The sequence below is a fragment of the Vreelandella sp. L-25 genome, from assembly GCF_056857535.1.
In genome coordinates this window covers 1-26,152 of the sequence record NZ_JBSXNH010000090.1, presented here as the reverse complement: position 1 = coordinate 26,152, position 26,152 = coordinate 1, and the positions used below count along the sequence as shown (strand labels likewise).

The 26,152-nt window shown below is 57.9% G+C and carries 23 protein-coding genes and 1 pseudogene; 15 read left to right on the top strand and 9 right to left on the bottom strand.

What is annotated here, in order from left to right:
• Nucleotides 1-2: 2 nt before the first annotated feature.
• Both AC13CN_RS15960 and AC13CN_RS15955 read right to left on the bottom strand, forming a co-directional pair.
• Nucleotides 3-794: a UDP-2,3-diacylglucosamine diphosphatase gene (locus tag AC13CN_RS15960; RefSeq protein WP_054645075.1), complete on the bottom strand. Its 792-nt coding sequence runs from the start codon at nt 792-794 to the stop codon at nt 3-5.
• 14 nt (nt 795-808) lie between these two features.
• Entirely contained in the window at nt 809-1,309 is a 501-nt protein-coding gene (locus tag AC13CN_RS15955; protein ID WP_044629418.1) for a peptidylprolyl isomerase, read from the bottom strand.
• A gap of 156 nt (nt 1,310-1,465) precedes the next feature.
• Here AC13CN_RS15955 and AC13CN_RS15950 point away from each other — a divergent pair, with 156 nt between their 5' ends.
• From AC13CN_RS15950 to AC13CN_RS15905, 10 genes and pseudogenes are all read left to right on the top strand, one after another.
• Nucleotides 1,466-3,145: a glutamine--tRNA ligase/YqeY domain fusion protein gene (locus AC13CN_RS15950; protein WP_062361283.1), complete on the top strand. Its 1,680-nt coding sequence runs from the start codon at nt 1,466-1,468 to the stop codon at nt 3,143-3,145.
• An 11-nt stretch (nt 3,146-3,156) separates the two neighbouring features.
• The gene (gene cysS / locus AC13CN_RS15945) at nt 3,157-4,542 is read left to right on the top strand and encodes a cysteine--tRNA ligase (protein WP_044629416.1); all 1,386 of its coding nucleotides are present in this window, start codon (nt 3,157-3,159) and stop codon (nt 4,540-4,542) included.
• A 105-nt stretch (nt 4,543-4,647) separates the two neighbouring features.
• Nucleotides 4,648-4,950: pseudogene (locus AC13CN_RS15940) on the top strand (glycine betaine ABC transporter substrate-binding protein); the annotation flags it as partial.
• A 1-nt stretch (nt 4,951) separates the two neighbouring features.
• Nucleotides 4,952-6,151 carry an ABC transporter permease gene (locus AC13CN_RS15935; RefSeq protein ID WP_062361280.1) on the top strand — a complete coding sequence of 400 codons (1,200 nt, stop codon included), beginning with the start codon at nt 4,952-4,954 and terminating at the stop codon, nt 6,149-6,151.
• Entirely contained in the window at nt 6,148-7,113 is a 966-nt protein-coding gene (locus AC13CN_RS15930) for an ABC transporter ATP-binding protein (RefSeq protein ID WP_483053270.1), read from the top strand. Before AC13CN_RS15935 ends, AC13CN_RS15930 begins: the two co-directional genes overlap by 4 nt.
• The gene (locus tag AC13CN_RS15925) at nt 7,103-7,879 is read left to right on the top strand and encodes an ABC transporter permease (protein WP_483053269.1); all 777 of its coding nucleotides are present in this window, start codon (nt 7,103-7,105) and stop codon (nt 7,877-7,879) included. The genes AC13CN_RS15930 and AC13CN_RS15925 overlap by 11 nt, the downstream gene beginning before the upstream one ends.
• A gap of 152 nt (nt 7,880-8,031) precedes the next feature.
• Entirely contained in the window at nt 8,032-9,234 is a 1,203-nt protein-coding gene (locus tag AC13CN_RS15920) for a thiamine pyrophosphate-dependent dehydrogenase E1 component subunit alpha (protein ID WP_483053268.1), read from the top strand.
• 1 nt (nt 9,235) lies between these two features.
• Nucleotides 9,236-10,213, top strand: coding sequence for an alpha-ketoacid dehydrogenase subunit beta (locus AC13CN_RS15915; protein WP_062361275.1), 978 nt, complete (start codon nt 9,236-9,238; stop codon nt 10,211-10,213).
• A 17-nt stretch (nt 10,214-10,230) separates the two neighbouring features.
• Nucleotides 10,231-11,481, top strand: a complete 1,251-nt coding sequence (locus AC13CN_RS15910) for a 2-oxo acid dehydrogenase subunit E2 (protein WP_253557088.1) — start codon at nt 10,231-10,233, stop codon at nt 11,479-11,481.
• 18 nt (nt 11,482-11,499) lie between these two features.
• Complete coding sequence (locus AC13CN_RS15905) at nt 11,500-13,371, top strand: protein kinase domain-containing protein (RefSeq protein ID WP_253557086.1); 1,872 nt, start codon at nt 11,500-11,502, stop codon at nt 13,369-13,371.
• A 9-nt stretch (nt 13,372-13,380) separates the two neighbouring features.
• Here AC13CN_RS15905 and AC13CN_RS15900 read toward each other — a convergent pair whose 3' ends face one another.
• The 7 genes from AC13CN_RS15900 to AC13CN_RS15870 all read right to left on the bottom strand — a co-directional run bounded on the left by AC13CN_RS15900 (nt 13,381) and on the right by AC13CN_RS15870 (nt 20,695).
• On the bottom strand, nt 13,381-13,983 hold the full coding sequence (locus tag AC13CN_RS15900; protein ID WP_058576355.1) for an ABC-type transport auxiliary lipoprotein family protein: 603 nt from the start codon (nt 13,981-13,983) through the stop codon (nt 13,381-13,383).
• On the bottom strand, nt 13,980-14,921 hold the full coding sequence (locus AC13CN_RS15895) for an MlaD family protein (protein ID WP_253557084.1): 942 nt from the start codon (nt 14,919-14,921) through the stop codon (nt 13,980-13,982). Before AC13CN_RS15895 ends, AC13CN_RS15900 begins: the two co-directional genes overlap by 4 nt.
• A 5-nt stretch (nt 14,922-14,926) precedes the next feature.
• Entirely contained in the window at nt 14,927-15,730 is an 804-nt protein-coding gene (locus tag AC13CN_RS15890; RefSeq protein ID WP_253557089.1) for an ABC transporter ATP-binding protein, read from the bottom strand.
• 17 nt (nt 15,731-15,747) lie between these two features.
• Nucleotides 15,748-16,860, bottom strand: a complete 1,113-nt coding sequence (locus tag AC13CN_RS15885; protein ID WP_253557083.1) for an MlaE family ABC transporter permease — start codon at nt 16,858-16,860, stop codon at nt 15,748-15,750.
• 82 nt (nt 16,861-16,942) lie between these two features.
• Nucleotides 16,943-17,764 carry an IclR family transcriptional regulator gene (locus AC13CN_RS15880; protein WP_253557082.1) on the bottom strand — a complete coding sequence of 274 codons (822 nt, stop codon included), beginning with the start codon at nt 17,762-17,764 and terminating at the stop codon, nt 16,943-16,945.
• A 142-nt stretch (nt 17,765-17,906) separates the two neighbouring features.
• Nucleotides 17,907-19,115, bottom strand: a complete 1,209-nt coding sequence (locus AC13CN_RS15875) for a 3-oxoadipyl-CoA thiolase (RefSeq protein ID WP_253557081.1) — start codon at nt 19,113-19,115, stop codon at nt 17,907-17,909.
• Between the two features lie 47 nt (nt 19,116-19,162).
• Nucleotides 19,163-20,695 (bottom strand): 3-hydroxyacyl-CoA dehydrogenase, encoded by a 1,533-nt coding sequence (locus AC13CN_RS15870; protein WP_253557080.1) that lies wholly within the window; start codon nt 20,693-20,695, stop codon nt 19,163-19,165.
• 194 nt (nt 20,696-20,889) lie between these two features.
• Here AC13CN_RS15870 and AC13CN_RS15865 point away from each other — a divergent pair, with 194 nt between their 5' ends.
• From AC13CN_RS15865 to AC13CN_RS15845, 5 genes are all read left to right on the top strand, one after another.
• Nucleotides 20,890-22,041, top strand: coding sequence for an acyl-CoA dehydrogenase family protein (locus AC13CN_RS15865; protein ID WP_083023559.1), 1,152 nt, complete (start codon nt 20,890-20,892; stop codon nt 22,039-22,041).
• Nucleotides 22,041-23,642, top strand: a complete 1,602-nt coding sequence (locus tag AC13CN_RS15860) for a class I adenylate-forming enzyme family protein (protein WP_044629401.1) — start codon at nt 22,041-22,043, stop codon at nt 23,640-23,642. The genes AC13CN_RS15865 and AC13CN_RS15860 overlap by 1 nt, the downstream gene beginning before the upstream one ends.
• Nucleotides 23,639-24,109, top strand: coding sequence for a PaaI family thioesterase (locus tag AC13CN_RS15855; RefSeq protein ID WP_054641102.1), 471 nt, complete (start codon nt 23,639-23,641; stop codon nt 24,107-24,109). The genes AC13CN_RS15860 and AC13CN_RS15855 overlap by 4 nt, the downstream gene beginning before the upstream one ends.
• Entirely contained in the window at nt 24,106-25,491 is a 1,386-nt protein-coding gene (locus AC13CN_RS15850) for a hypothetical protein (protein ID WP_172514493.1), read from the top strand. The genes AC13CN_RS15855 and AC13CN_RS15850 overlap by 4 nt, the downstream gene beginning before the upstream one ends.
• 124 nt (nt 25,492-25,615) lie before the next feature.
• Nucleotides 25,616-26,152: electron transfer flavoprotein subunit beta/FixA family protein (locus AC13CN_RS15845; protein ID WP_483052253.1), on the top strand; the 537-nt coding region annotated here is incomplete at its 3' end.

The following is a 26,152-nucleotide window of genomic DNA, read 5'->3' as shown; positions in this document are numbered from 1 at the left end:
GCTCAATGCGATTCGCTGTCGCTACCAGGCGGCTGGATCAGCGAGAACTGGCGCAGTACGGGCTCTGGGTGGCGCTCGCTCGAGTGCTCCACGACAATATCCCAGCCGTGTTCGCTATCCCAATCGCCTAACACAAAGCGTTTGGCAGGCACGTCTTCGACGGTGAGGTCATGGACCTTGGGGCGATGGGTGTGGCCATGGATCATGATGTTCACCCCATGGCGCTGCATTGTGGTCACGACTTCTGCGTGGGTCACATCCATGATGGCTTCGGCCTTGTTGGCGTTGGCATCCCCAGACTGCATACGCAGGCTCTTGGCCAACTCTAGCCGCTGCTCCAGCGGCATGGCCAGGATCTGCGCCTGCCACTCAGGGTGGCGAGACTGGGCGCGAAACGCCATGTAGGCCTCATCTTTGGTGCACAGGCTGTCACCGTGCAGAATGACGGCGGCTACGCCCTGCAATTCCACTTGCTCACTGTCGGGCAGCAGGGTGGCCTGACAGGCGTTGATGAAGCGTTCGCCGATCAGAAAGTCCCGGTTGCCGTGAATGAAAAAGATGGACGTGCCCGCATCGCTCAGTGCCCGCAGGCGCTTGATCACCTCATGGGCCACCCCGCTGAGGGGGTGAGGCGTATCCAGCAAGTCGTCTCCGATCCAGGCGTCGAACAGGTCGCCCAGAATGTAAAGATCCTCGGCCCCTTTGGCGGTATGCTCCAGGTAACGATAAAACCCCTGATTGAGCTCAGGGGTGTCGTTACTCAAATGCATGTCAGCGATCAGCAGCGTACGCATAAGACTCCCGACGGTTATTCCGCATCCTTCAGGTAGGCGCGCTCGATGACCACGTCTTCGGCGGGCACGTCTGCGTGCATGCCACGGCGCGTGGTGCTCACGGCCTTGATGGCGTTGACCACGTCCATGCCGTCCACTACTTCACCAAATACCGCGTAACCCCAGCCTTGCAGGCTTTTGCCGCTGTGGTTCAGGAAGCTGTTGTTACCGACGTTGATGAAAAACTGGGCGGTGGCAGAGTGGGGATCCTGGGTACGGGCCATGGCCAGCGTGCCGATGGTGTTCTGCAGACCGTTGTCGGCTTCGTTTTCGATGGGGTCGCGTGTCGGCTTCTGGTTGAACTCCTGGTCGAAGCCGCCCCCTTGAATCATGAAACCATCGATGACCCGGTGGAACAGCGTGCCGTCGTAAAAACCGTCGCGCACGTACTGCTCGAAATTGGCTGCCGTAACCGGGGCTTTTTCATGATTGAGCGCGATGGTGATGTCACCGTAGTTCGTCTGTAATACGATCATGGATAAATTCCTGTTCAATAAAAGCGTTCGCCTTGGCGCTGTGCATCGGCGTCACGTTATAATAGCGGTTTTGCTCGGCACCGCGAAGCGCTAACCCTGATTGCCTTTGCATCGTTTGCCCAGCACGCCATCTACCATGAGGTTATCAACACCACCATGACCAACGAGACCACCCCAGCGCCGAACTTCATTCGCAACCAAGTACGCGACGAGATAGCGGGCGGCCAGGTCACCAAAATTGTGACGCGCTTTCCTCCGGAGCCCAACGGCTTTTTGCACATCGGCCACGCCAAGTCGATTTGTCTGAACTTCGGGTTGGCAGAGCAGTTTGGTGGTGAGTGTCATCTGCGCTTTGACGACACCAACCCAGCAAAAGAAGAGCAGGCGTACATTGACGCCATCAAAGAAGACGTTAGCTGGTTGGGCTTTGAGTGGGCAGGCCCGGTACGTTTTGCCTCCGACTACTTCGACCAGCTCTACGCCTGGGCGCAGCATCTGATTCGTGAAGGCAAAGCCTATGTGGATGACCTGTCTCCGGATGAGATTCGCGAGTATCGGGGTACGCTGACCGAGCCCGGCAAGCCTAGCCCCTACCGCGAGCGCAGCGCCGAAGAGAGCTTGGACCTTCTAGAACGGATGCGTAACGGTGAGTTTGGTGAAGGGGAAAAAGTGCTGCGCGCCAAAATCGATATGGCGTCGCCCAACATCAATTTGCGCGATCCGATCTTGTACCGCATTCGTCATGCGCATCACCACCAAACAGGTGACAAGTGGAAAATCTACCCCTCGTACGATTTTACCCACGGTCAGTCGGATGCCATCGAGGGTATTACTCACTCCATCTGTACGCTGGAGTTCGAAGACCACCGCCCGCTATACGAGTGGTTCTTGAACAATCTGCCGGTGCCCGCCAAGCCGCGCCAGATTGAATTTGCCAGACTGAACCTCGACTACACGCTGACCTCCAAACGTAAGCTGAAGCTGTTGGTGGATGAGCAGATCGTCGATGGTTGGGATGACCCGCGAATGCCGACCATTTCCGGTATGCGTCGCCGGGGCTATACGCCCGCTTCGATTCGTAAATTCTGTGAAATGATCGGCGTGACCCGTTCCGACGGTGGTTTGGTGGATATCGCCATGCTGACCCACGCCATTCGTTCGGACCTGGAAGATAACGCACCCCGGGCGATGTGCGTGCTCAAGCCGCTAAAAGTGGTGCTGACCAACATGCCGGAAGATCACGAGGAAGTGTACCAGGTGCCAGGCCACCCGGCGCGTGAAGACATGCCGATGCGTAAAGTTCCTTTTGGTCGTGAGCTCTACATCGATCAAGACGACTTTATGGAAGACGCGCCGAAGAAATTCTTCCGCCTAGCACCGGGCAAAGAAGTGCGCCTGCGCAACAGCTACGTAATTCGCTGTGATGACGTGATTAAAGACGATGCAGGTGAGATTATTGAGCTGCACTGCTCCGTCGATTTCGACACCCTGGGTAAAAACCCGGAAGGCCGCAAGGTGAAAGGCGTGATTCACTGGGTCAGCGCGGCCCACGGCGTGCCGATGGAAGTGCGCCTCTACGACAACCTGTTCATGGTCGAGCAGCCCGATCGTGATAAGGACGTCGACTTCCTCGAGCATTTGAATCCCGAGTCGCTGGTGGTGTGCCATGCCATTGGCGAGCCAAGCCTGGCCAGTGCCGCGCCGGAAGATCGTTTCCAATTCGAGCGAGTCGGTTACTTCTGCGCCGATCGTCACGCCTCCACTGCCGACCACCTGGTGTTCAACCGCACCGTGGGCTTGAAAGATAGCTGGGCGAAAATCAAACAGAAGGGATAAGGAAACGTCATATGCATATTTACAATACGCTGACACGCCGCAAAGAGCCTTTTAAGCCCCTTGTCGATGGCAAGGTCAGCATGTACGTTTGCGGTATGACGGTGTATGACTACTGTCACCTTGGCCACGCCCGGGTGATGGTGGCCTTTGATGTGATTACCCGCTACCTGCGCCATCGCGGCTATGACGTGACCTACGTGCGCAACATCACCGATATCGACGATAAAATCCTCAAGCGGGCCGAGGAGAACGGCGAGCCCATCGACGCGCTCACCGAGCGCATGATTGCCGCGATGCATGAGGACGAAGCTCGCCTCAACGTGCTGCCACCCAGTCAGGAGCCCCGGGCAACGAGGCACATCGACGACATTATCGCGATGATCGAAACGCTCATCGACAAAGGTTTTGCCTATGCCGCGGCCAATGGTGATGTCTACTACCGAGTGCGCAAGTTCACCGACTACGGCAAATTGAATAACCGTCAGCTGGATGACATGCGCTCTGGTGCACGGGTCGACGTGGATGTGCACAAAGAAGACCCGCTGGATTTCGTGCTCTGGAAAGCGGCCAAGCCCGGTGAAGCTCACTGGCATTCCCCCTGGGGAGACGGGCGACCGGGTTGGCACATCGAGTGCTCCGCGATGTCCACCTGCTGCCTGGGGGACACCTTCGATATTCATGGCGGTGGGCCGGATTTGACCTTTCCCCATCATGAAAACGAGATTGCTCAATCGGAAGCGGCGACAGGTAAAACCTACGTCAACACCTGGATGCATGCTGGAGCCGTTCGCGTCAACCAAGAGAAGATGTCCAAGTCGCTGGGCAACTTCTTCACCATCCGCGACGTGCTAGCCGAGCACGATCCAGAAGTGGTGCGCTACCTGTTGGTGGCAAGCCACTATCGTAGCGCTATTAACTACTCAGTGGATTCGCTGGTCGAAGCGCGCAAATCGCTAACGCGGTTGTATACGGCGTTAGACGGAGTGAACGCCGACGAGCAGGCAGCCGCCAGCGATGCCGCGGAGCGCTTCACAGCGGCAATGGACGACGACTTCAACACGCCCATCGCTTTGGCCGCGCTTTTCGATTTGGCCCGCGATCTCAACCGAGCGAAAAGTGATCAGCCAGCAGAGGCACCACGCTTGGCTGGTGAATTAAAGCGTTTGGCCGGTGTGCTGGGACTACTGCAGCAAACGCCACAAACGTTTCTAAAAGGCGCCCAGCAGCAGGTAGCGCTGAGCGAAGAAGAGATCGAAGCAAAAATCGCCGAGCGACAAGCGGCGAAAGGAAGTAAGGATTTTGCCCGCGCTGATGCTATTCGTGATGAGCTGGCAGCGCTTGGCATTATTCTCAAAGATTCTCGGGAAGGAACCACCTGGGTGATCGAAGCGCCTTAATCGTTGTAAACAGTCAGGCGTCGTTACTGCGGCGTCTGACTTCAACGCAGCAGGCTCTTATACTGAAACGATACGCCCCAGAAGTTCATTGAAAAGGACGACTCCATGCGCTCATTGTTCACACCTGCCATGGCTGCCTGTTTATCAACGGTGCTCTCCACGGCCAGTGCCAACGACCCCATCGTGGTCTCTTCTAAAATCGATACCGAAGGCTCGGTACTAGGCGAGTTAATTATTCAGACGCTGGAGCGCAACGGTATTCCAACGGAAGATCGGCTTCAGCTTGGTGGTAGCTGCGTGGTACGCAGCGCGTTGCAGGCGGGTGAGGTTGATCTGTATCCCGAATACACCGGCAACGGTGCTTTCTTCTTTGACATGACCGATAGCCCGGTATGGAACAGTGCTGAAAATGTCGTTAATCGACGCCTTGCCCTCGCCATCGTTTAAACGACGCCCATGGCACCCGAATGTTGTGCTGTTGTGCCTAAGCGGTGCCATGCTGGCTGCCGCTTGGTTGTTAAGCTTTGTCAGTGTTGCTCCTAATCGCATTGTTTCCGGCACGGCTTTTGGCATGGTAGACGCCATTAGCTGGCCGGGCGCGGCACTGGTATCACTGCTCTTTATCGCCATGGCGGCGTTGTCGTCCGTGCCTACCTCAAGGCACTACCGGGCGATGCTGGGCATCATCATACTCATCTTGCTGTTGATGCCGTTTGGCTTAATGGTGGCAGGCCACTGGTTGGTCGACCCCTCGTTACCCCAGGCGCGACTCGGCATTGGCGCAGCCTACTGGACCGTGCTGTTCGTACTGTTGCTCTGTTTGGTAGAGCTACGCCTACGCTTAGGGTTATCCCGCTGGTGGCCAACGCTGCTGCTGGCAGGCGTGGGCATTGCTTGGTGGGGATGTGCCGCGCTTTGGCTGGATCGCCTTGCCCTCGTGCAAGAGTTCCAGGCCCGTGAGGGGCAGTTTTATCAGGCCGTTGGTCAACATATTGCCTTGGTGGGCACAGCCGTGGGCGTTAGCGTGGTGCTGGGAATGCTGTTAGCGATGCTGATGCGTCGCTATCAGCGCCTGCAAAAAATCGCGTTTACACTGCTGAACTTTTTACAAACCATCCCAAGTTTGGCGCTGTTTGGACTACTGCTAGCGCCGCTCGCTTGGCTGGCGGCTAACGTACCCCCGCTGGCAGCGTTGGGTGTCAGCGGTATCGGCAATGCTCCAGCGCTGATTGCGTTAATTGCTTATAGCCTGCTGCCCATGGTGCGTAATACCTACATTGCTCTGGAAGAGGTCAGCGCTGAGACGCTCCAGGCCGCTAAAGCCATGGGTATGCGTACCGGGCAGCGTTTTTGGCAGGTGCGTTTTCCATTGGCGCTTCCCGTACTGTTAGAAGGCGTACGCATTACGGCTGTACAGGCGATTGGGCTAACGGCAGTGGCGGCACTGATAGGTGCTGGCGGTCTAGGGACGTTTATTTTTCAAGGGCTGGGGCAAGCCGCCATGGATATGGTGCTACTGGGCGCACTGCCCATTCTGATCTTGGCACTGATAGTGGACGCAGGATTAGGAGCGTTGGCAGACGCGCTGCGTCCCGGAGGACAGGAATGATAGAGCTTTCCCACGTTTCAAAACAGTTTGGTGACGATACCGCGGTGGAAGACATCACGCTGCGGGTCGCTAAAGGAAAGTTCTGTGCGTTGGTAGGGACCTCTGGATGCGGTAAATCCACCACCCTACGCATGATCAATCGGCTGATTGAGCATAGCAGCGGCGATATTATCCTGGATGGCCAGGCGATTGAGCAGTACGACCCAGTAAAACTACGTCGGCGAATCGGCTATGTGATCCAGAGTACCGGGCTGTTTCCCCACTGGAACGTCGCGCGCAATATTGGCTTAGTGCCTCGGTTGCTGAAATGGCCCGCTACAGAAATTACCGCTCGTGTAGAGGAACTGATGGGCGTACTGGGCCTGCCGGTGGGCGAGTTTGCGCATAAATATCCGCATCAGCTCTCAGGTGGTCAAGCGCAGCGGGTCGGGGTGGCCCGTGCCTTAGCCGCAGACCCCGATATACTACTGATGGATGAGCCGTTTGGTGCTCTGGACCCCATTACCCGGGAAAAGCTTCAGGATGAGCTGGCCAAGCTACAGGCACGGTTACACAAAACCATTGTGTTCGTGACCCACGATATGGATGAAGCGCTGAAGTTAGCCGACCATTTGGTCGTCATGCGTGATGGCCGTATTGTCCAGCAGGGCACGCCGCTGGCACTGCTTCAACGGCCCGCTGATCCGTTTGTGGAATCCCTGCTCGGTGGGCTTGAGCGGGGGTTGAAGCAGGCAGCGTTAACGCGCGTAAAAGATCGCATGACATCGCTTGGGCCTACTTTGCCGGCACAATCTCGAATTCCCGCCGATTTCTCGCTGCGCCAAGCGCTTTCCATGATGCTGCGGGACCACTGCGACCGCTTAACCGTGGTGGATCAAGGCGATGTGCCAATAGGGGAGCTTTCGCTGCGCCGCATCGTTAAAGAGGCGCAGTTGGATAAGGTGAGCCAACGTGACGCGTAATTCTTCCACCGTCAGCCTGCCTAACGCACCGAGCATTCAATGGTTTCTGCCGCTTATTTGGGTCGCGCTACTGGCGGTGTGCATCGTGGGCATGCCGCTCCTAGAGGGCCTGTTTCGTTGTGTAGAGCCTGACGCCCGGCAAGTCGTCTATGATCGCGCGGCGTTTTACGAGCTGCTGGGCCGCCATGTGTTAGTCGTTGCCGTGGCGGCAGTGGTCACCATTGCGGTTGGTGTAGCGGCAGGTATTGCCGTTACCCGCGAGCGAGGGCGGGATTTCTTGCCTCTGGTGGGGCAGTTGGCCTCTTTAGGGCAAACGTTCCCCCCGGTGGCGGTGCTGGCGCTAGCGGTGCCAGTGTTAGGGTTTGGTACGCTGCCCATTATCGTTGCGCTAATGCTTTACGGGCTGCTGCCAATCGTACGCAATACGCTGGCGGGCATTAACGATGTTGACGCGACCATCAAAGAGGCGGCCCAGGCCATGGGCATGACGCCTTGGCAGGTGCTGCGTCACGTGGAGTTGCCCCTGGCCGCCCCGGTAATTCTGGCAGGGGTGCGTACTTCGGTGACTATTAATATTGCCACGGCGGCACTCGGTGCCACTGTCGGGGCCAGTAATCTGGGAGACCCCATTATCGCCGGTATCGTCAATGGCAATATGGCCTACGTGCTGCAAGGCGCGCTGCTGATTGCACTGCTGGCGCTGAGCGCGGATAGCGCCTTTAACGTCTACCAGCAGCGGCTGCGCCAACGCCTCTCTGCTTCTTAAGTGCTCTCTGCGTCTTAAGTTGAATCCCTAAACGGCTTGCACTGAGTTACTGTCCAAGTGTTGCGTTGACCCGTGTCAGATAAATCCACTGGCATAAACGGTCATCACCGACAACACTGCCCTCAAAAGGGGTAAAAACAAGGACAATAATGATGACTCAGTACGTACACCAGCCGGCCTTCATGACCGGCGACGAGTTTGCCATCGAGACGTTCGCCCTGCTGAACCCCGATGGCGAGCTCTACGAAGGCGCTCGAGCACCCGAGATCACGCAAGAGCACGCCCGCCGACTGTACCAGGCCATGCTAGCCACCCGCATTCTTGATGAGCGCATGATGGCTGCCCAACGCCAAGGGCGGCTCAGTTTCTATATGCAGTGCACCGGTGAAGAAGCCGCCGTGGTAGGCGCTGCTGCCGCGCTTGATGATGCCGATATGATCATGGCCCAGTACCGCGAACAAGGCGCCTTGATGTATCGCGGCTTCTCTATCGACGAGTTTATGAATCAGCTATTTGGCAACGAGCTTGATTACGGCAAAGGCCGCCAAATGCCGATTCATTACGGCTCTCGCAAGCTGCACTACATGACCATCTCATCGCCGCTGGCGACGCAGATTCCTCAAGCCACCGGGTATGCCTATGGCCAAAAGCTGGCCGGTGAAGGCCACTGTACGCTGACCTTTTTTGGCGAAGGCGCAGCCTCAGAAGGGGACTTTCACGCCGCGCTTAATATGGCCTCGGTGCATCAGGTGCCGGTGATCTTTTTCTGCCGCAACAACGGCTACGCTATTTCTACTCCCTCCACAGAACAGTTTGCCGCTGACGGCATTGCTCCCCGTGCCTTTGGCTACCATATGCACGTGATTCGCGTGGATGGTAACGACGCCCTAGCGGTATATGAAGCGACCCGCCAAGCGCGAAAAATCGCCGTTGAGCAGAACCAGCCGGTGCTGATTGAAGCCATGTCCTACCGGTTGGCTGCCCACTCCTCTTCGGATGACCCCTCGGGCTATCGCGCTAAGAGCGAAGAGGAAGCGTGGCGCGCCAAAGATCCCTTGCTACGCATGCAGCGCTGGCTGGCGAAGAAAGGGTGGTGGAGCGATGAAGAGGAAGCTGCCCAGCAGGAGAGCCTGCGCCGTGAAGTGCTGGAAACCATGAAGCGCGCCGAAAAACGCCCGCCGCCGCCGCTGGAGTCGTTAATCAGCGATGTTTACGCCGATGTGACACCTGCGCTACAGCACCAGCTGGATCAGTTGAAGCGCCATATTCGCCGCTACCCAGATGCCTACCCGCGCGGCGCAAAATCGCTAGATCTGACGCTTTCGTCAGCCACTGATACTCAGGGAGAGGCGTAATATGGCGACGATGAACATGCTCCAGGCGATTAATAACGCGCTGGATATCGCCATGGCGGAAGATGAGAAAGTCATCTGCTTTGGTGAAGACGTGGGTATTTTTGGCGGTGTTTTCCGAGCCACCAGCCATTTACAAGAGAAGTACGGCAAAGCGCGCTGCTTTAATACGCCGCTGGTGGAGCAAGGCATTATTGGCTTTGCTAACGGACTGGCCGCACAAGGCTCTGTTCCCGTCGCTGAAATCCAGTTTGCGGATTACATCTTCCCCGCATTTGATCAAATCGTTAACGAGACCGCCAAATTCCGCTACCGCTCTGGGGATCTCTTCAACGTAGGCGGGCTCACCATTCGCACACCCTATGGCGGCGGCATTTCCGGGGGCTTATACCACTCGCAATCACCTGAGGCGTACTTTACCCACACGCCGGGCTTAAAAGTGGTGGTGCCGCGCAACCCCTATCAAGCCAAAGGGCTGCTGCTGGCGGCGATTCGTGACCCCGACCCCGTGCTGTTTTTAGAGCCAAAACGGCTCTATCGTGCCGCCGTAGGTGAAGTGCCCGATGAAGACTACCAACTGCCAATTGGTGAAGCGGAGGTGATCAAAGAGGGCACCGACATTACCCTGGTGGGCTGGGGTGCGCAGATGGAAGTGATCAGCAAAGCCGCCGAGCTTGCCGAAGAGCAGGGCATTGCCTGCGAGGTCATCGACCTGCGTTCGCTGCTGCCCTGGGATGTGGATACCGTGGCAGAGTCGGTATTCAAAACCGGCCGTATGATTGTTAGTCATGAAGCGCCGCTCACCGGCGGCTTTGCCGGTGAAATTGCCGCGACGATACAGGAGCGCTGTTTTCTCTATCTGGAATCGCCGATTACTCGGGTTACCGGGCTGGATACGCCTTTCCCACTTGTGCTGGAGAAAGAGTACTTGCCCGACCACCTGAAAATTTTTGAAGCGATTTGCGAAAGCGTGAACTTTTAGCGCCAGGGAGAACAGCCATGAGTGATTTTTTACTGCCAGATATCGGTGAAGGTATCGTAGAGTGTGAAGTGGTGGAGTGGCGCGTGGCCGAAGGCGACACCATCGAAGAGGATCAGCCGATAGTCGAAGTGATGACCGACAAGGCGCTGGTGGAAATCACCGCGCCAGAAGCCGGGACGGTCACCAATCTGTATGTGGCCCAGGGGAAGATTGCCAAGGTTCACGCGCCGCTTTATGCATACCAAGCCGCCGGTCAGATGAACAGCGATACTGCTGCTACCGAGCAGGCACCTCCAGCGCCGCCCAGTAGCCACGGGGTGGCCGCTGATGAAAATAGCCCGCCGCCTAAAAGCCAAGCCGTTACCCCGGCGGCTGCAGGCAAAGTGCCCGCTAGCCCTGCGGTGCGCCGCTTAGTACGCGAGCACAGCCTAGCCCTGTCGGAGATCTCAGGCAGTGGCAAAGATGGTCGAGTGTTGAAAGAAGACGTGCTAGCGCACCTCAACGCGCCAGCGGTATCTCACCAAACGGCCAGTGTTTCGATGCCATCAAGCACAGGCTTAGCACCCTCAAAAGTAGAGCCGCTGCGCGGCGTGCGGGCGGTGATGGCCAAGCGCATGGTAGAGGCCGCTAGCTCCATTCCTCATTTTCACTACGGTGAAGAGATTGATGTCACGGAGCTGTTGGCGCTGCGCGAGCGGCTCAAGCCGCAGGTAGAGGCGCAGGGCGAACGGCTCACGCTGATGCCGTTCTTTATGAAAGCGATGGCGCTGGCCGTGGCGGAGACGCCGATCATCAATGCACAGTTAAACAGCGAAGCCAACGAGCTGAGCTACTACGACCAGTGCAATATCGGCATGGCGGTGGATAGCAAAGCGGGGCTTTTGGTACCTAACGTGAAAGGTGTCGAGGGCTTAACGCTGTTTGAGATTGCCAAAGAGGTCGGCAGGCTAACCAATGCCGCTCGGGAAGGGCGCGTGGAGCAGGCGGATCTAAAGGGCGGCACCATTAGTATCTCCAACATTGGTGCTCTTGGGGGAACCTACGCTGCGCCGATTATTAATGCGCCGGAAGCCGCCATTGTGGCCATTGGCAAAACCCAGTGGCTGCCGCGCTTTGATGAGCACGGGGCTGTGCAGCGCCGGGCTATCTTGACGGTCACCTGGGCAGGCGATCATCGCTTTATTGATGGCGGTACCATTGCCCGTTTTTGCAACGCCTGGAAAGGCTTTCTAGAGGCGCCGGAAAGCATGCTGCTTCATCTGACTTAACCGTGTAGGCACCTTGCTATGAGCCAGGCACCGCTGCAGCAGTTTTACATACCCGAAGAGCAGTCGGTGTACCTGCTAAGCCATCACGATGCGCGAAAGCTAAAAGACTGGGTAGCGCTGTGCCAGGCGCAGCTTGCCCAGTTGGGCTATTCAAATATCGAGCTGATTGGTAAGGGGGCTTATGGGTTTGTGTTTGCGGGTAGCGCATGGCAGCAGGGCATGACTGCCCACTATGTGTTTAAGTTCTCGCGTATTACCTTGCCCACCCATCTACAAGAACGCCTCGAAGAAGAGGCGTTTATGCTTGATCAAGTGTCACACCCTCGGATACCTAAACTCATCACTTATCAGCGCTCACGCGGCCAGTCGATTCTGGTCATGGAGCGTGCGCCTGGCTGGAATCTGGAGCAAGTGTCGCTCAAGCAGGGAAGGCTCTCACCTCGGTTAATTATGCGCATCGCTGCACAGTTAGCAGACATCTTACAAGCACTGCGTCGTGAAACAGGCCCGAACGCGCGGCCGGTGGTACATGGCGACATTAAACCCTCTAATCTGGTCTTTGACGCCACCTGCGAGGCCATCGCGCTGATCGACTGGGGCTCATCGGTGTTCGCACAGTTGGATGAATCGCTTCAGTTCGTGGGCGCCAACGTAATGGAGTTGATGTCGGACAATCTGCAGCAAACCAATGCCCGGCTGGGGGATGTCTATTTTATCGGTGAAGAGCAGTTGAACGGAGCGCTCTCGTCGCCACGGTTCGATGAGCAGGGGGCGGCAGGTACGCTCTATGCGCTAGCGTCTGCGCAGTCCTGTCGTTTTGGCCATCGAGCAATTCCGGCCAGCTCATTGGGATTGCCCATTGAGTTCGCGCGCACGCTGGATGGCATGCTCGACCCCGACCCACAGGTGCGGCGTAAAGCGGGGGATTACTTTATTCGTGAAATGCCGCGCATGGCGAAGCTGGTTATGGTTGACCTGCCCATCGCCCCCCAAACGCCGCTAGTGCCCGTATGGGGAAAAGGCCTGCGTCGCCCGGCTAGCCAAGAGATCGATACCGTGGTGTACAGCTCACGAAAGGCGTTTTTACGCGAGGCAAGCGCTGAAGAGACGTTAAACGACGTCAATGATGTGCAGCTTGATCGCTACTACAAACAGTTTATGCAGGGCATGGGAGAAACCGAAAAAGCCTTTTTGGCTTCGGTGAGCCGGTTGGGCAAATACCCAGTCGTCGGTGGTTTAGCGGTGCGCTGGGAGCGGGAGGGGGTCTATATTGATTCGTCGCTCAACCTGCATGACCCAGCGCTAAAGCCCGCGTTTATCGAAGCGGTGAATAACATGGTGCACTTAGCACGGGCCATTCATCGCCAGGGGGTATTTAAAAGTTGTCTGTTCAATGCCCGCCAAACGCTGCACTTAGAGCGTGCTAGCCCTGAGGAGGCGTTTCACTGCCAGCCAGAGATGGCGATTAATTACGAAGTGAGCGCGGTGCCGGAAATGGAGGATCGCACCCGGCAGCACAGCTACTTTGAAGATGGTCCTGACCCAGAAGAGCTATTGGTGCTGCCGGATACCATTATGCAACTGCTTCAGCGGCTCAATGAGATTCACCATACCGGCATGATCATCTTTGAAGCGCTGCCCAAACATCTCAAAATCCATAGCTACTATCGGCTGCTCGACCCTCAACGCGAGCAGGAGTTTCGCAGCCTACTGAGCCGAATGCTGGCTGCTGTCAGTCAAATCGAGGGGCTGGGCGTGTCGGGGTTTATGAAGATGCCCTACAAAGACACGCGCTTTTTTACCCACTTAGAACGACAACCAGAGCACTTCTACCCCAAAGACCCAAAAGAGTATATAAGAAAAAGTGCCTTGCCCGCGCCGCCGCGTTAGGCGGCACTGTTAATTCGGCGCGTTTGTGATTAACCAGCTCGCCAACTGTTCGGTTAAACGGTCGGTGGCGCTACCAAAGGCGCTCACCACATCGGGTATCCCAGTGCTTGTGGCGCGCTCCCGAATCGCAAAGCTGGTGGAGGCCACGGGCTGTTGGTCCGCGCCGAGTAATTGAACGTCTAACTGCAGGTTAACGCTTGGCGGAGAGGTGTCATACTCGCTCTGAAAGTGGCGCAGCTCGCTTAATAGCAGCAAGTCGTGAGGGAGCCGATCGCTGCTCACGTTGGCGAACAGCTCTTGCTGCTGCAGCCCTGCAATCAGCTGGGCTTGCAGCATGTCCGGTGTATCTTCATGCCAGCGAGCACCCTCATACACATTGACCACATTGCCTTCGGGAAACACCACGATACGATTGCTGCTGAGCAGGTGGCCCGCTTCTGGTGTAGCGATACCCAGTCGCTCTGGCTGCGTGATGGTGGCAGGGTCGCTCTGCATCGTGGTAGCAGGCAAGCGATACAGCGTCGATGGCGCTTTCTCCGGTAAAATAGAGCAGCCCGAAAGGGTAAGTAAGGCACTTAGAAAAAAGCCGTTACGTAAAGCGTGCATGTTCATGGGTGGAACTCCTCTACTTGGTCGCGGCCTAGGAAAAAGTCCGTGGGGCTCTCCTCAAGCTCCCGTGTAATGCGGTCGAGGGTGGCGAGTGTCGAGCGTAACGCCGCTAGGGCCGGGGCAATGTCGCGAGTGCTTTGTAGAGTGCTTTCGACAGCACCCGCGTTATCGTTCACCAACTGTTCTATCCGCTGGGCAGCGCTGGCAACATTGCGGCTGGCGCTCTCTGCGCTGCGCATCACCTGCTGACCCTCCTGGCTCAGCAAGCGGTTCGCCTCTAGGCTAAGCGATTCGATGCTTTCAAGCGTGGTGGAGGCTTGGCGTGACACATCGCCAAAGAGCGCCATGTTTTCATCCAGGGCAGACTGCTGAGAGGCAATCATCTCGGTGATTTGGGCAATATTGGTCAGGATATTGCCTGCTTGCTCACGATTATTGTCATTGAAGAGCTCGTTCACACTCTGCAAAATCGCATTGAGGTTTTCGACCATCTCTTCGCCTTCGTCAAGCAGCGTAGCAATAGGCGACGGGTCGGCTTTAATGAAAGGCGTATCGGCGCTGCTCTGCGCTAGCAAGCGTTGGCTTTCTGGGGTGCCGCCATAGAGTTGCACGGACATACTGCCGGTAATGCTAGCAAAGGCTAGCTTTGCGCGGGTATCCACTTTAATCGGAGTGTCTTCATACACGCGAATAAGCGTGATCACTTGGCGTGGGTCGTCAGGGTTGAGGGAAAGCTCGGTGACATCGCCCACTTCAATGCCGTTGTACTGCACCTTGCTACCCACCGAGAGGCCGTTGACGCTGCGCTCGAACAAAATGCGGTAGGGTTGATAGTCGCGTTGGCCAGCCGCATAGCTCATCCAGAGCGCAAACAGCAGGGCGGCAGCGGCCGTCAGCACGGTAAACAGACCAATCAAAATATGGTGCGCGCGGGTTTCCATGTGCGTCACTCCTGAGAAGAGGTTAGGCCAGCAGAGCGCTGTGCAGCGCGTCCACGCGGTCCATTAAAGTAATCCTGTACCCACTCGTCGTCCGTTTTCGCGACGTTTTCCAGGGTATCCACCACCAGAACGCGTTTTTGCGACAGCACAGCGACCCGGTCGCAGGCCGCATAGAGGGTATCGAGGTCGTGGGTGACCAAAAAAACGCTAAAGCCCATTGCATCGCGCAGCGTGACCAGCAGTTGGTCAAACGCGGCGGCGCCAATGGGGTCGAGTCCTGCGGTAGGCTCATCGAGAAACAAAATATCCGGGTCCAGGGCGAGTGCCCTGGCAAGCGCGGCACGTTTCATCATGCCCCCAGAGAGCGATTCTGGAAATTGTCGGGCGGCATGAGGGGGCAGGCCTACCAGCGAGAGCTTGATACGCGCCAGATACTCGGCCTCTTGCCGAGAGAGTTTGGCGTGCTCGATAAGCGGCAGCGCAACGTTTTCTTGCAGGTTGAGCGAACTAAATAGCGCCCCACGCTGAAAGAGCACCCCAAAGCGCCGCTCGACTTGGCTGCGTTGGGACTCACTTAACTCATTTAACCGCTGGTTCAGCACTTCTACTGTGCCGTCATTTGGCCGCTTTAAGCCCACAATACTGCGCAGTAGAACTGATTTACCGGTACCTGAGCCGCCGACAACGCCGAGAATTTCGCCTCGGTAGAGGGTCAAGTCCAGCCCTTCGTGAACGACGTTGTCGCCAAATCGGTTCACCAGCCCCTGCACGCGAATAACCGCTTCATCGCGCTCAGGCTGTTGAGGCATCTCTGAATATCGCTCGGTCACCAGCCCATCTCCATGAAAAATAACGCCGCTAATGCATCGATGAGAATCACCATGAAGATGGCTTGCACCACACTGGATGTCGTGTGGGCACCCACCGATTGGGCACTGCCGCTGACTTTAAACCCTTCTAGGCAGCCAATGACGGCAATCACAAAGGCAAATACCGGCGCTTTGCTCAAGCCGACCAGAAAATGAGTGACCGACACGTCTTTTTGCAGTGTGGTGATGAACTGACTCACAGAAATATCCAACGATAGGGTGGCTACCACCGCGCCGCCGACGAGGCCGCTCAGCATGCCCACAAACGCCAGCAGCGGTAGGCTGATCAACATCGCCATCACCCGGGGAAGCACTAGCAGCTCAATCGGGTCGAGTCCCAATGTTTTGAGGGCATCAATCTCTTCGTTGGATTTCATTGCGCCAAGCTGGGCGGTAAAGGCGCTGGCAGTGCGGCCTGCCAAAAGTATCGCGGCCAAGAGCACGCCAAATTCCCGTAAAAATGAAAAAGCTACGAGATCAATGGTGTAAACCGTTGCACCGAAATCTTGGAGCACCGTGGCCCCTAAAAACGCCACCACTGCGCCCACCATAAAGGTTAAGAGCGCAACGATAGGTACCGCATTCAAGCCACTTTGCTGAATATGCGCGACGGTAGCGGTAATACGCCAGTGGCGGGGTCGAAACAGAAGTGAGGTAAATGTGGCCAGCACCAAGCCAATGAAAGCCAGTAGCTGGCGCTGCTGAGACCCCAGCGCCACCATTTGCTGGCCCACTGTCGCTAAGGCTTCGCTAATCCGGTTGGGTCGAGGTGGGGGGCTCTCAAGCGGAGCGTCCATAGCTTCGGCAATGCGTATCAACAAGGCCTGCTGCACCTGGGGAAGATCGTTTGCCCAGTCGCCAATTTGTTTGGTTTTTTCAACACCAAGCAGCTCAACGATCAGCGCCGCACCGGCGGTATCCAGCCCCTCAAAGCCGGGTAACGACAGCGAGGCCGAGCTTAGCTGCCCCTGCTGCTGTAGGGCGCGCTTCAGCTCAGCGTAGTGGCGTAGTGTCCATTCGCCGTGCAGCGAGACATGCTCGCCCTGTTGAGTGATCCACTCGTTTGGCATCCTTGCTCCTCAGCGCCTTCACATGCAGTGAAGGCCTATGATGCAATCAAACGAGCGTTAGTGAAAGGTAAGCCGTCGTTTCTTAACGTGACGCACGATACTTGGGGGCCAGCTCCTGCTTAATTTTCGCTGCTACTTCCTTGAGTCTAGGCCCAAGGTTGTTGACCAATCGATCGTGATCTAAACGCAGGCTAGAGCCACCGCAGTTAATCGCCATCACTTCGGCACCATCTTCTAAAATGAGCGGCATGGCCACGGCGCTGATATCCCGCTGCCAATCCTGCTCGGAGAGGCAAAAGCCGTACTCGGTGTAGTCGCGCAGGCTCTGTTCAATACCGGCATGAAGGCGCGGCCAGTCGCTGCCGTGAAACGCGGCTAGTTCTTGCATCACCTGTTGACGGCGCTCGTCCGATAATCCGCACAGCCAGGCACGACCAATCGCCGAGGTGGCGATGGGCAGCCGCGAGCCAACATCTAAGCGAATAATCAGCGGGCCGTGGCCGTGGCAGGTTTCCAGATACACCATGTCGCTGCGGTCGGCACCGCCCAGGCTCACGTTGCAGTCGGTGGCGTCGGCAAAGTGCTGTAAATGGGGGCGAGCAATTTCGCGAATGCCCATATTAGCCAGAAAGCGATAACCCAGCGCCAGCACACCCGGCCCGAGGCGGTACTTCTCCAGGTGGCGGTTGTGTTGCAGGTAGCCTAACTGGGTCAGCGTATAGGTTAACCGGGACACCGTGGGGCGGGGGATGTGGGTGCGATTCGAGAGCTCTGCATTGCCCAGGTACTCTTCCCCTGTTCCAAAAGCGCGGAGCAGTTCTAACCCCCGCGCAAGCGCGGTGACAAAGTTGCGATCTTTTTCGGGTGATTGCGGCTCATCAGCAGCGGCGTCGGTTGGTTCCATCAAGCGTCTCGGCTAATCAATCATTGAGTGGCAAGTATCGCATACCTGCGCTGGGGCGTTGCAAAGCGCGATAAGAGAGCTTAGTCAACGCTTGGCCTGCGGCGCCTGCCTTAGATACTGTGCTAGCGCCGCAGGAGGGCGGTTAGCTTTCTAGGCGCTCAATGATGGTTGCAATGCCCTGGCCAACGCCAATACACATGGTGACCAGCGCATAGCGCCCGCCAGTGGCTTCTAGCTGGCGCAGCGCAGTGAGTGCCAAACGTGCGCCCGAGGCACCCAGCGGGTGGCCAATGGCAATGGCACCACCGTTGGCATTAAGGCGCGGATCGTCGGCGGAAAGACCCAACTGCTTAACGCAGCCCAACACCTGCACCGCAAAGGCTTCGTTGATTTCAATCACGTCCATCTGATCAAGCGAGAGGCCAGCCCGGGCCAGCGCTTTTTGCGAGGCGGGTACCGGCCCCAGGCCCATAACCCGGGGAGCAACGCCCGCCACGGCGCTGGCAACGATACGTGCTCGCGGAGCAAGCCCAGCTCGCTCGCCTGCTGCACGCGTGCCAACAATCAGCGCGGCAGCCCCGTCGTTTAATCCAGACGCGTTGCCTGCGGTCACGACACCGCCTTCAAACAGCGCGCCGAGTTTGGCCAGTTTTTCCTCGGTGCTTTCAGCGCGGGGATGCTCATCTTTATCTACCAACAGCGGCGGCTGTTTGCGCCCTTGAGGCACTTCTACCCCAAACATTTCGCCTTCATAAAAGCCGTTTGCCAGCGCCTTGGCATAGCGCGCTTGGGAGCGGGCGGCAAAGGCGTCGCTGGCCTCGCGGCCAATGTTTAGGTCGTGGGCAATGTTATCGGCAGTTTCCGGCATGCTGTGGCTGCCGTACTCTTTGGAAATCCACGGGTTGGGGAAGCGCGAGCCAATCACGGTATCAAACATCGGCTGATTGCGAGCGTAGGGGGAATCGGCCTTACCCAGCACGTAAGGCGCGCGGGACATGGACTCCACGCCGCCAGCCAAGAATAGCTCGCCCTCGCCCAAGCGTGCGGCGCGGGCGGCATCCATCATGGCGGCCAGGCCGCTGCCGCACAGGCGGTTGACGGTTTGGCCCGCCACCTCGATTGGCAGGCCCGCCAGCAGCGCCCCGTGACGGGCCACGTTACGGGAATCTTCCCCCGCTTGGTTCGTACAGCCCGCCAACACCTCTTCATAGCTCTCTGGGGAAAACGGATTACGCCCCACCAGTGCTTTTAGCGTCAGCCCCAGCAGTTCATCCGGGCGAATGGCCGCCAGGCTGCCGCCATGGCGACCAAAAGGGGTGCGTAACCCGTCGTAAATATAGGCGTCTTGCATGATTATTCTCCTTGTTTGTTTAAAGCCGTATTTGACGCTGAGATGTGTCAGCCCGTGGGTCCGTCGGTCAGCGGCATACCCAGCGCGGCGCGGCGGCGCAGCCACGGGCTAGGGCGATAGCGGGGGTCGCCGGTGGCCTCCAATAGGTTGTTCAAAATGGTCAGGATGCGCGAAGCGCCGTAGCGCTCGCCCAGACGCAGCGGGCCAAACGGGTAGCCCAAGCCAAGCTCCACCGCACGATCGATGGTGGCGGGCGCTGCGACGCCTTGCTGGGCGATATCGGCGCCCACATTGACGATGCACGCCACCACCCGCTGCAGCACAAAGCCGTTGCTGTCTTGAAGCGTGCTGACTGGGGTGCCGTCCGCATTCAACAGGCTGGCAGCGGCATCGATCAGATCGGGGCGGGTAATGGGGGAGGCCATCAGGCTGCGGCGCTTATCCAGCCCCGCCAGCATATCCACCGCGACGCACTGCTCGGCATTCAAGCCTTGGCGCAGCGCGCATTGAGTGGTGTCTTCACCCAGCGGTGTCAGCAGGCACAGCGCCTCGTTGCTGGGGTGATCACCCGACGCTAAAGGCCAGCCTGCCGCGTTGACGAGCTCGGCAAGGGCGGCGGCGCTGTCCGGGTCGTCTTGGCTGATCCATACGGGGCAAGGAGAGACTGCCGAAATGGCGGGTTCATCCGGCATCTGCTGCTGACCATCCACGTAGCGATAAAAGCCCTCACCGGTTTTGCGCCCCAGCAAGCCCGCCGAGAGCCGCTGGCGAGTCAGCGGTGAGGGGCGAAAGCGCGGCTCTTCGTAATACTGGTGGTACACCGACTCCATCACCGCATGGGAAACGTCCAGGCCCGTCAGGTCCAGCAGCGTGAAGGGTCCCATTCGAAAGCCACCTTGGTCCACCATGATGCGGTCGATGGTAGCGGGGTCGGCCACGCTCTCACTCAGAATGCGCAGCGCTTCGGTACCAAAAGCGCGCCCGGCGTGATTGACCAGAAAGCCAGGGGTGTCGGTGGCCTGGGCGGTAAAGTGGCCCATGGCTGTGCCCAGGGCGTTGACCCGCTGGGTAACGGTGTCGGCGGTACGTAACCCTGGAATCACTTCCACGATCTTCATTAGCGGAACGGGGTTGAAGAAGTGAAAACCAATCACCCGCTCAGGGTGCTGGCAGGCGGCGGCAATGGCGGTCACGGAGAGCGAGGAGGTGTTGGTGGCGAGCACGGCATCCTGGCGAACGATGCCCTCTAAATCACTGAACAGCCCCTGTTTGGCTTCCAGCTTCTCGATAATCGCTTCAACCACTATGTCGCAGGAGGCGAGGGCCGCGAGGTCGGGGGCTTCGATCAGTCGCTCGCCGTACTGCTCGGCTTGGGCTTGAGTAATACGCTGCTTGTCGGCGCTGCGCTGCCATAACTCATGAATAAAGGCAGTCGCTTCCGCCACCGCGCCTTCTTTTACATCAAATAGCATGACGTTCAGGCCTGCCTGCGCGGCGAGCTGAGCAATCCCTCTACCCATGGCCCCGGTGCCGACAATGCCAAGAGTGTTGAACGAATGGGCGACTGCGTCGTTGGACATAGGTCAAAATCCTCGCTGCAAGGGTTTATTGTTCTGCATTGCAAAATAGCATTTCGTTTATTGACTGCCATCCTAGGCTATGCAAAAGTGCCTGACAAGAGAGTGAACGCTAGTTTCGCCATGCAGAATTATTGCAGGCCTCACTGCCCGCGCGAACACCAACCATAAAAATATCGTTGCTACCAGGAGCCGTTATGATCCGTGATCCCGAACTGCTGAATCAGTTGGTTGATACCATTGCCCGCTTTGTCCGGGAGCGTTTGATTCCCAATGAGGCACGGCTTGCCGAAGAGGATGCAGTGCCCGCCGAGATCCTGGCGGAAATGAAGGAGATGGGGCTGTTCGGGCTATCCATTCCTGAAGAGTACGGCGGCTTAGGGCTCACCATGGAAGAAGAAGCTCTGGTAGCCATGGAAATCGGCAAAACGTCTCCCGCGTTCCGCTCGGTATTCGGTACGAATAATGGCATCGGTGCCCAGGGCATTCTGATTGACGGCACTGAAGAGCAGAAAGCCAAATACGTGCCGCGCTTGGCCACCGGGGAAATTCTCAGCTCTTTCTGCCTGACCGAACCGGATTCCGGCTCCGATGCCGCCAGCCTGCGCACCACCGCCGTGCGCGATGGCGACCACTACGTGTTAAACGGCACCAAGCGCTATATCACCAACGGCCCGGAGGCGGACCTGTTCACCGTGATGGCGCGTACCGACCCAGACAACAAAGGCGCTGGCGGTATCTCCGCCTTTATTGTTGAAGGCAATACGCCTGGTCTGATTCGCGGCCCGGCGGATAACAAGATGGGCCAGAAGGGTGCGCATACCTGCGATATCATTTTTGATAACTGCCGTGTACCGGCTGAAAACATCATTGGCGGTAAAGAGGGGCAAGGCTTTAAAACCGCCATGAAAGTGCTCGACCGTGGGCGGCTGCATATTTCCGCGGTGTGTGTGGGCGTGGCCGAGCGTTTGGTCGAAGAGTCGCTGCGCTACACCATGGAGCGTAAGCAGTTTGGTGCGCCGCTGGCGGAGCATCAACTGGTGCAGGCTATGCTGGCAGATAGCAAAACCGAAGCCTACGCAGGTAAAACCATGGTCATGGACGCCGCACGCCGCAAGGATGATGGCGAAAACGTCTCAACCCTAGCCTCCTGCTGCAAGCTGTTCTGTGCCGAGATGGTGGGTCGCGTCGCGGATCGCGCCGTGCAGGTGCACGGCGGTGCGGGCTATATGTCGGAATACGCCGTTGAGCGTTTCTACCGCGATGTGCGCTTGTTCCGCATTTACGAAGGGACGACGCAAATTCAGCAGCTGGTGATTGCCCGGAACATGGTGCGGGAGGCGTCCTAATGGCTCTATCGGTCCCTTACCAAGCGCCAGATGAGAAAATCTTTGGCCGTCTGGCAAGCGAGCTGTTAGCAGAGCTCCCCGAGCGCTTGAGTACCCGCGTGCTGGAAAACGCGAAACGCCTAGCGGATCACCCCGCGCTTGTGGATGGCAACGTTCGCTGGAGCTACGCCGAGCTGGGACAAGAGATTCATGCCGCCTGCGAGTGGTTAGCTAATTTAGGCATACGGCCCGGCGACCGTATTATGACGGTCAGTGAAAACTGCCGTGCCCTGGTGGTACTGCTGTTGGCCGCCAGTGAAATGGATGTTTGGGTCGCGATTGTCAATTCGCGCCTCTCCGCTCAGGAAGTGGATTTAATTCAGGGCAACTGCCTGCCTCGCCGAGTGTTTTACACTTGCGAAGCCTCCCAAGAGGCGAGCCAGCACGCCGAGCGCCACGCGGCTGACCGCTATCAGCATCCGCAGCTCGGCGGCCTAGCGATTTCACCGCTATTTGATAGCGAGCCAGAGCCTGTTCACGCCAGCGGTGCCGAGCAGGTAGCCGCGATGATCTACACCTCAGGCACCACCGGTACGCCGAAAGGCGTCATGCTGACCCATCGCGGTATTCTGTATATCGCCTCTATTTCCGGCGGCATGCGTCATCTGAGTGAAGGGCAGCGGGTGTACGGCGTGCTGCCGATGTCTCATGTGTTTGGCCTCTCATCAGTGTGTATGGGCTCGCTGTATAACGGCGCGTGCCTTTATACCGTGCCCCGGTTTGACGCGGTACAGCTGCTGGCAACGCTCAAAGAGGAGCGCATTACCGTGCTTCAGGGCGTGCCTGCTATGTACGCTCGCGCCCTGGAGTACTTGAAGCGTGAGCAGCGCGCGTTAGAAGCACCTGCGCTTATCTATATCTCCGCAGGCGGCTCGCCGCTGGATAGCGATACCAAAAAACGCGTGGAAGCTGCGTTTGGCCTAACGCTGCACAATGGCTACGGTCTCACCGAAGCCAGCCCGACGATTAGTCAAACCCGCATTGAAGACCGCCACCAGAGCAGCACCGTGGGCCGCGTGCTGCCGCTGTTGGAGTATCGGTTAGAGCCCTTAGGCAGCAGCGGCACGTCAGAAAAGGCAGGCGATGAGATCGGCGAGCTGTGGGTGCGTGGCCCTAATATCATGAAAGGTTACTTCCGCCAGCCGGACGCCACCCTCGCCACCTTAACGGAAGATGGCTGGCTCAATACCGGTGATATCGCCAAACTGGATCACGACGATCAGCTCTATATCGTGGGCCGCAGTAAAGAGCTGATTATTCGCTCGGGCTTCAACATCTACCCGCCGGATGTAGAAGCAGTGATTAATGAGCATCCTGCGGTGACCTTAACCGCAGTGGTTGGGCGGCAGGTGGCAGGCAATGAAGAGGTCGTGGCATTTGTGCAGTGCGAGCCGGGCGTTGAGGTTGATATGGCAGAACTCAAAGCCTTTATTGCCGAACGGCTTGCGCCTTATAAGCGTCCGACCCAAATTGTGCTGATGGATGCGTTGCCTTCCACCGCCAGCGGTAAGATTTTAAAAGGGCGGCTACGCGACTTGGCCCAGCAGGAGAGCGCTTTATGAGCGAAACAGACGGCGCTGACGCCTCCATCACACCGCAGGCGCTGATGGGTTATCACGAACTGTTGGGCATGCACGTGGTGGAGTGGGAAGAGGGGCGCGCGGTAGTGGAACTCACCATTGAACCCAAGCACCTTAACCGCAGCGGCAATGTGCATGGCGGTGTACTGGCTTCCATGCTGGACAGTGCCTTAAGCCTAGCGGGCCTGCACTGCGATGTGCCGGGGAATATTCGTCGTGGGATGACGCTGTCACTTACCACCACCTTTGTGGGGCCTGCTCGGCAAGGCGTGTTACGGGCCACGGGCACGCTGCGTGGCGGCGGGCAAAAAACCTTCATGACCAGCGGTGAGATCGTGGATGAGCGGGGCAATCTCGTCGCTATGGGCGAAGGCTCTTTTCGCCGCCGTAGCGGCAGCGAATCGTCACAAGGCGTTCCCGACCCGCAGTTGAGGGAGCCTAGCGAGTGAGCCCAGCCCGCCTGCGGGTTTCCTGTTTGCTACTGGTGACGCTTGCCACGCTGATTCATTTGGTGGGTGGCAGCGTGGCTTGGCAAGCCGCAGGCATCGTTGCGCTGCTGCTTTATTTGGTGACCCTGAAAGGTCAACTCACCCGCATGGCCAAGGGGCTGCTGTGTGCCGCTGGCGTACTCACACTGCTCGCGCTGTGGCGCTCGCCTACGCCTGGGCAGCTGCTGTTTGAGGCGAGTGGGCGTTTCGCGTTTTTTGCTACCTTTGTGGTGGCGCTGAGCATGTTGCGCCTACCTGCCTATCGCTCTCGTTTAGTGCGCCGCTGTGGGCAAAGCATGCTGCTTCAGCCGCCTAGCCGCCGCTACCCGATCTTATCCCTGGGCTCGGCGCTGTTTGGCATCATTCTGAACATTGGCGTGCTGAATCTGTTCGCAGCGATGATCGAAAAGAGCAATACCCTGAGTGCCGCCCAAGGGCGCGCCTGGGTGCGCGAGGCCCGTCAGCGGCGCATGATGCTGGCGCTGCTGCGCGGATTTTCGCTGGCACCGCTGATTTCGCCCATGGGTATTGGGGTGGCCGTGGTGCTTTCAAGCCTTCCCCAGGTCACCTGGCCACAGCTGGCACCCTATATTCTAGGGGCCGCCGCGCTGATTTTTATGGCGGGCTGGGCGGTGGACTATTTCACCGGCCCGCACCCACCCGCCAATAAAACCTATGTCACCCCGTCGCTGCGCCCGTTGGCGCAGTTTAGCGTTTTGCTAATCGGCATTGTGGCGCTGGTGTTTTCCATTGCGTGGCTGCTGGAGTTACGACTGCCCATTGCCGCGCTGCTGGGCGCGCCTACCGGGGCGCTTTTATGGCTGGCTTGGCAGCGTCGTAGGCTAGGCTATGGTGGATTGCCTGCCGCCATAACGGCGGTGCATCGTCAGCTACCTTGGTTGCTGTCTCCCAGCGCTAATGAAATCGTGGTGCTGGGGGCGGCAGGCTATTTGGGGCATGTATGCGTGGGCTTGGTGGATACTCAGCAGCTAGCACCGCTATTGGCGGTGCTAGACCCGCTGGGCACTTTGAATGCGGTGTTGGCCATGCTGATGGTGGTGGGGCTAGCGCAAATAGGCGTCAACCCGATTGTCACGGTGACGCTGTTGGTGGGCTTGCTCCCCACGATGGGCATTGAGGGGTTAACGCCTGAGCTGATTGGGGCATCGTTAATGGTAGGCTGGGCGCTGGCGCTGATGTCATCACCCATGACCGCTTCCATGCTGATTCTCTCGCGCTTTACCGGCGTACCCGCCACCCGCATCGGTTACCGCTGGAACGGGCGCTTTCTGATCGCGGCGATACCGCTGCTGGCGTTATGGTTTGGTTGGTCGCCTTTCTGAGGTGGGCTGTACAAGGAAACGCTTGACCTTTGGCAGGCGTTTTTTTATTGTTATTTTTATAAATTGAAATATTATTTTGCTATGCGGAATAAAAGCCGATGGTTCAATCGCTGGAGCATGCCTTATGAAAATCCTCGTCGCGGTGAAACGCGTCATCGACTACAACGTCAAAATCCGCGTCAAAGCGGACCACTCTGATGTAGACCTTACCAACGTCAAAATGGCCATGAACCCCTTCTGCGAAATTGCCGTGGAAGAGGCGGTGCGCCTGAAAGAGAAGGGCGTGGCCACCGAGGTCGTGGCCGTGACCGTGGGCCCCAAGGCCGCCCAAGAGCAGCTGCGCACTGCGCTGGCGCTGGGGGCCGACCGCGCCATCCACATTGAAACCGACGAGCGCGCCGAATCGCTGGCGGTGGCCAAACTGCTGGCCAAAGTGGTAGACGAAGAGCAGCCCGGCCTCGTCATCCTCGGCAAACAGGCCATCGACACCGACAACAACCAGACCGGCCAGATGCTCGCTGCGCTGACCAATCTGCCGCAAGGCACCTTCGCCTCAGAAGTCGCGGTAGATGGTGACAAGGTCAACGTGACCCGTGAAATCGACGGCGGCCTGCAAACCGTCGCGCTGACACTCCCGGCCATCGTCACCACTGACCTGCGC

Coding starts and splice junctions, on each gene's coding strand:
- AC13CN_RS15910 (WP_253557088.1), top strand. CDS start 10,231: ATGAGTGATTTTTTACTGCCAGATATCGGTGAAGGTATCGTAGAGTGT.
- AC13CN_RS15960 (WP_054645075.1), bottom strand. CDS start 794: ATGCGTACGCTGCTGATCGCTGACATGCATTTGAGTAACGACACCCCT.
- AC13CN_RS15885 (WP_253557083.1), bottom strand. CDS start 16,860: ATGCCAAACGAGTGGATCACTCAACAGGGCGAGCATGTCTCGCTGCAC.
- AC13CN_RS15875 (WP_253557081.1), bottom strand. CDS start 19,115: ATGCAAGACGCCTATATTTACGACGGGTTACGCACCCCTTTTGGTCGC.
- AC13CN_RS15905 (WP_253557086.1), top strand. CDS start 11,500: ATGAGCCAGGCACCGCTGCAGCAGTTTTACATACCCGAAGAGCAGTCG.
- AC13CN_RS15865 (WP_083023559.1), top strand. CDS start 20,890: ATGATCCGTGATCCCGAACTGCTGAATCAGTTGGTTGATACCATTGCC.
- AC13CN_RS15895 (WP_253557084.1), bottom strand. CDS start 14,921: ATGGAAACCCGCGCGCACCATATTTTGATTGGTCTGTTTACCGTGCTG.
- AC13CN_RS15950 (WP_062361283.1), top strand. CDS start 1,466: ATGACCAACGAGACCACCCCAGCGCCGAACTTCATTCGCAACCAAGTA.
- AC13CN_RS15880 (WP_253557082.1), bottom strand. CDS start 17,764: ATGGAACCAACCGACGCCGCTGCTGATGAGCCGCAATCACCCGAAAAA.
- AC13CN_RS15955 (WP_044629418.1), bottom strand. CDS start 1,309: ATGATCGTATTACAGACGAACTACGGTGACATCACCATCGCGCTCAAT.
- cysS (WP_044629416.1), top strand. CDS start 3,157: ATGCATATTTACAATACGCTGACACGCCGCAAAGAGCCTTTTAAGCCC.
- AC13CN_RS15920 (WP_483053268.1), top strand. CDS start 8,032: ATGACTCAGTACGTACACCAGCCGGCCTTCATGACCGGCGACGAGTTT.
- AC13CN_RS15900 (WP_058576355.1), bottom strand. CDS start 13,983: ATGAACATGCACGCTTTACGTAACGGCTTTTTTCTAAGTGCCTTACTT.
- AC13CN_RS15870 (WP_253557080.1), bottom strand. CDS start 20,695: ATGTCCAACGACGCAGTCGCCCATTCGTTCAACACTCTTGGCATTGTC.
- AC13CN_RS15915 (WP_062361275.1), top strand. CDS start 9,236: ATGGCGACGATGAACATGCTCCAGGCGATTAATAACGCGCTGGATATC.
- AC13CN_RS15935 (WP_062361280.1), top strand. CDS start 4,952: ATGTCGTTAATCGACGCCTTGCCCTCGCCATCGTTTAAACGACGCCCA.
- AC13CN_RS15860 (WP_044629401.1), top strand. CDS start 22,041: ATGGCTCTATCGGTCCCTTACCAAGCGCCAGATGAGAAAATCTTTGGC.
- AC13CN_RS15855 (WP_054641102.1), top strand. CDS start 23,639: ATGAGCGAAACAGACGGCGCTGACGCCTCCATCACACCGCAGGCGCTG.
- AC13CN_RS15890 (WP_253557089.1), bottom strand. CDS start 15,730: ATGCCTCAACAGCCTGAGCGCGATGAAGCGGTTATTCGCGTGCAGGGG.
- AC13CN_RS15930 (WP_483053270.1), top strand. CDS start 6,148: ATGATAGAGCTTTCCCACGTTTCAAAACAGTTTGGTGACGATACCGCG.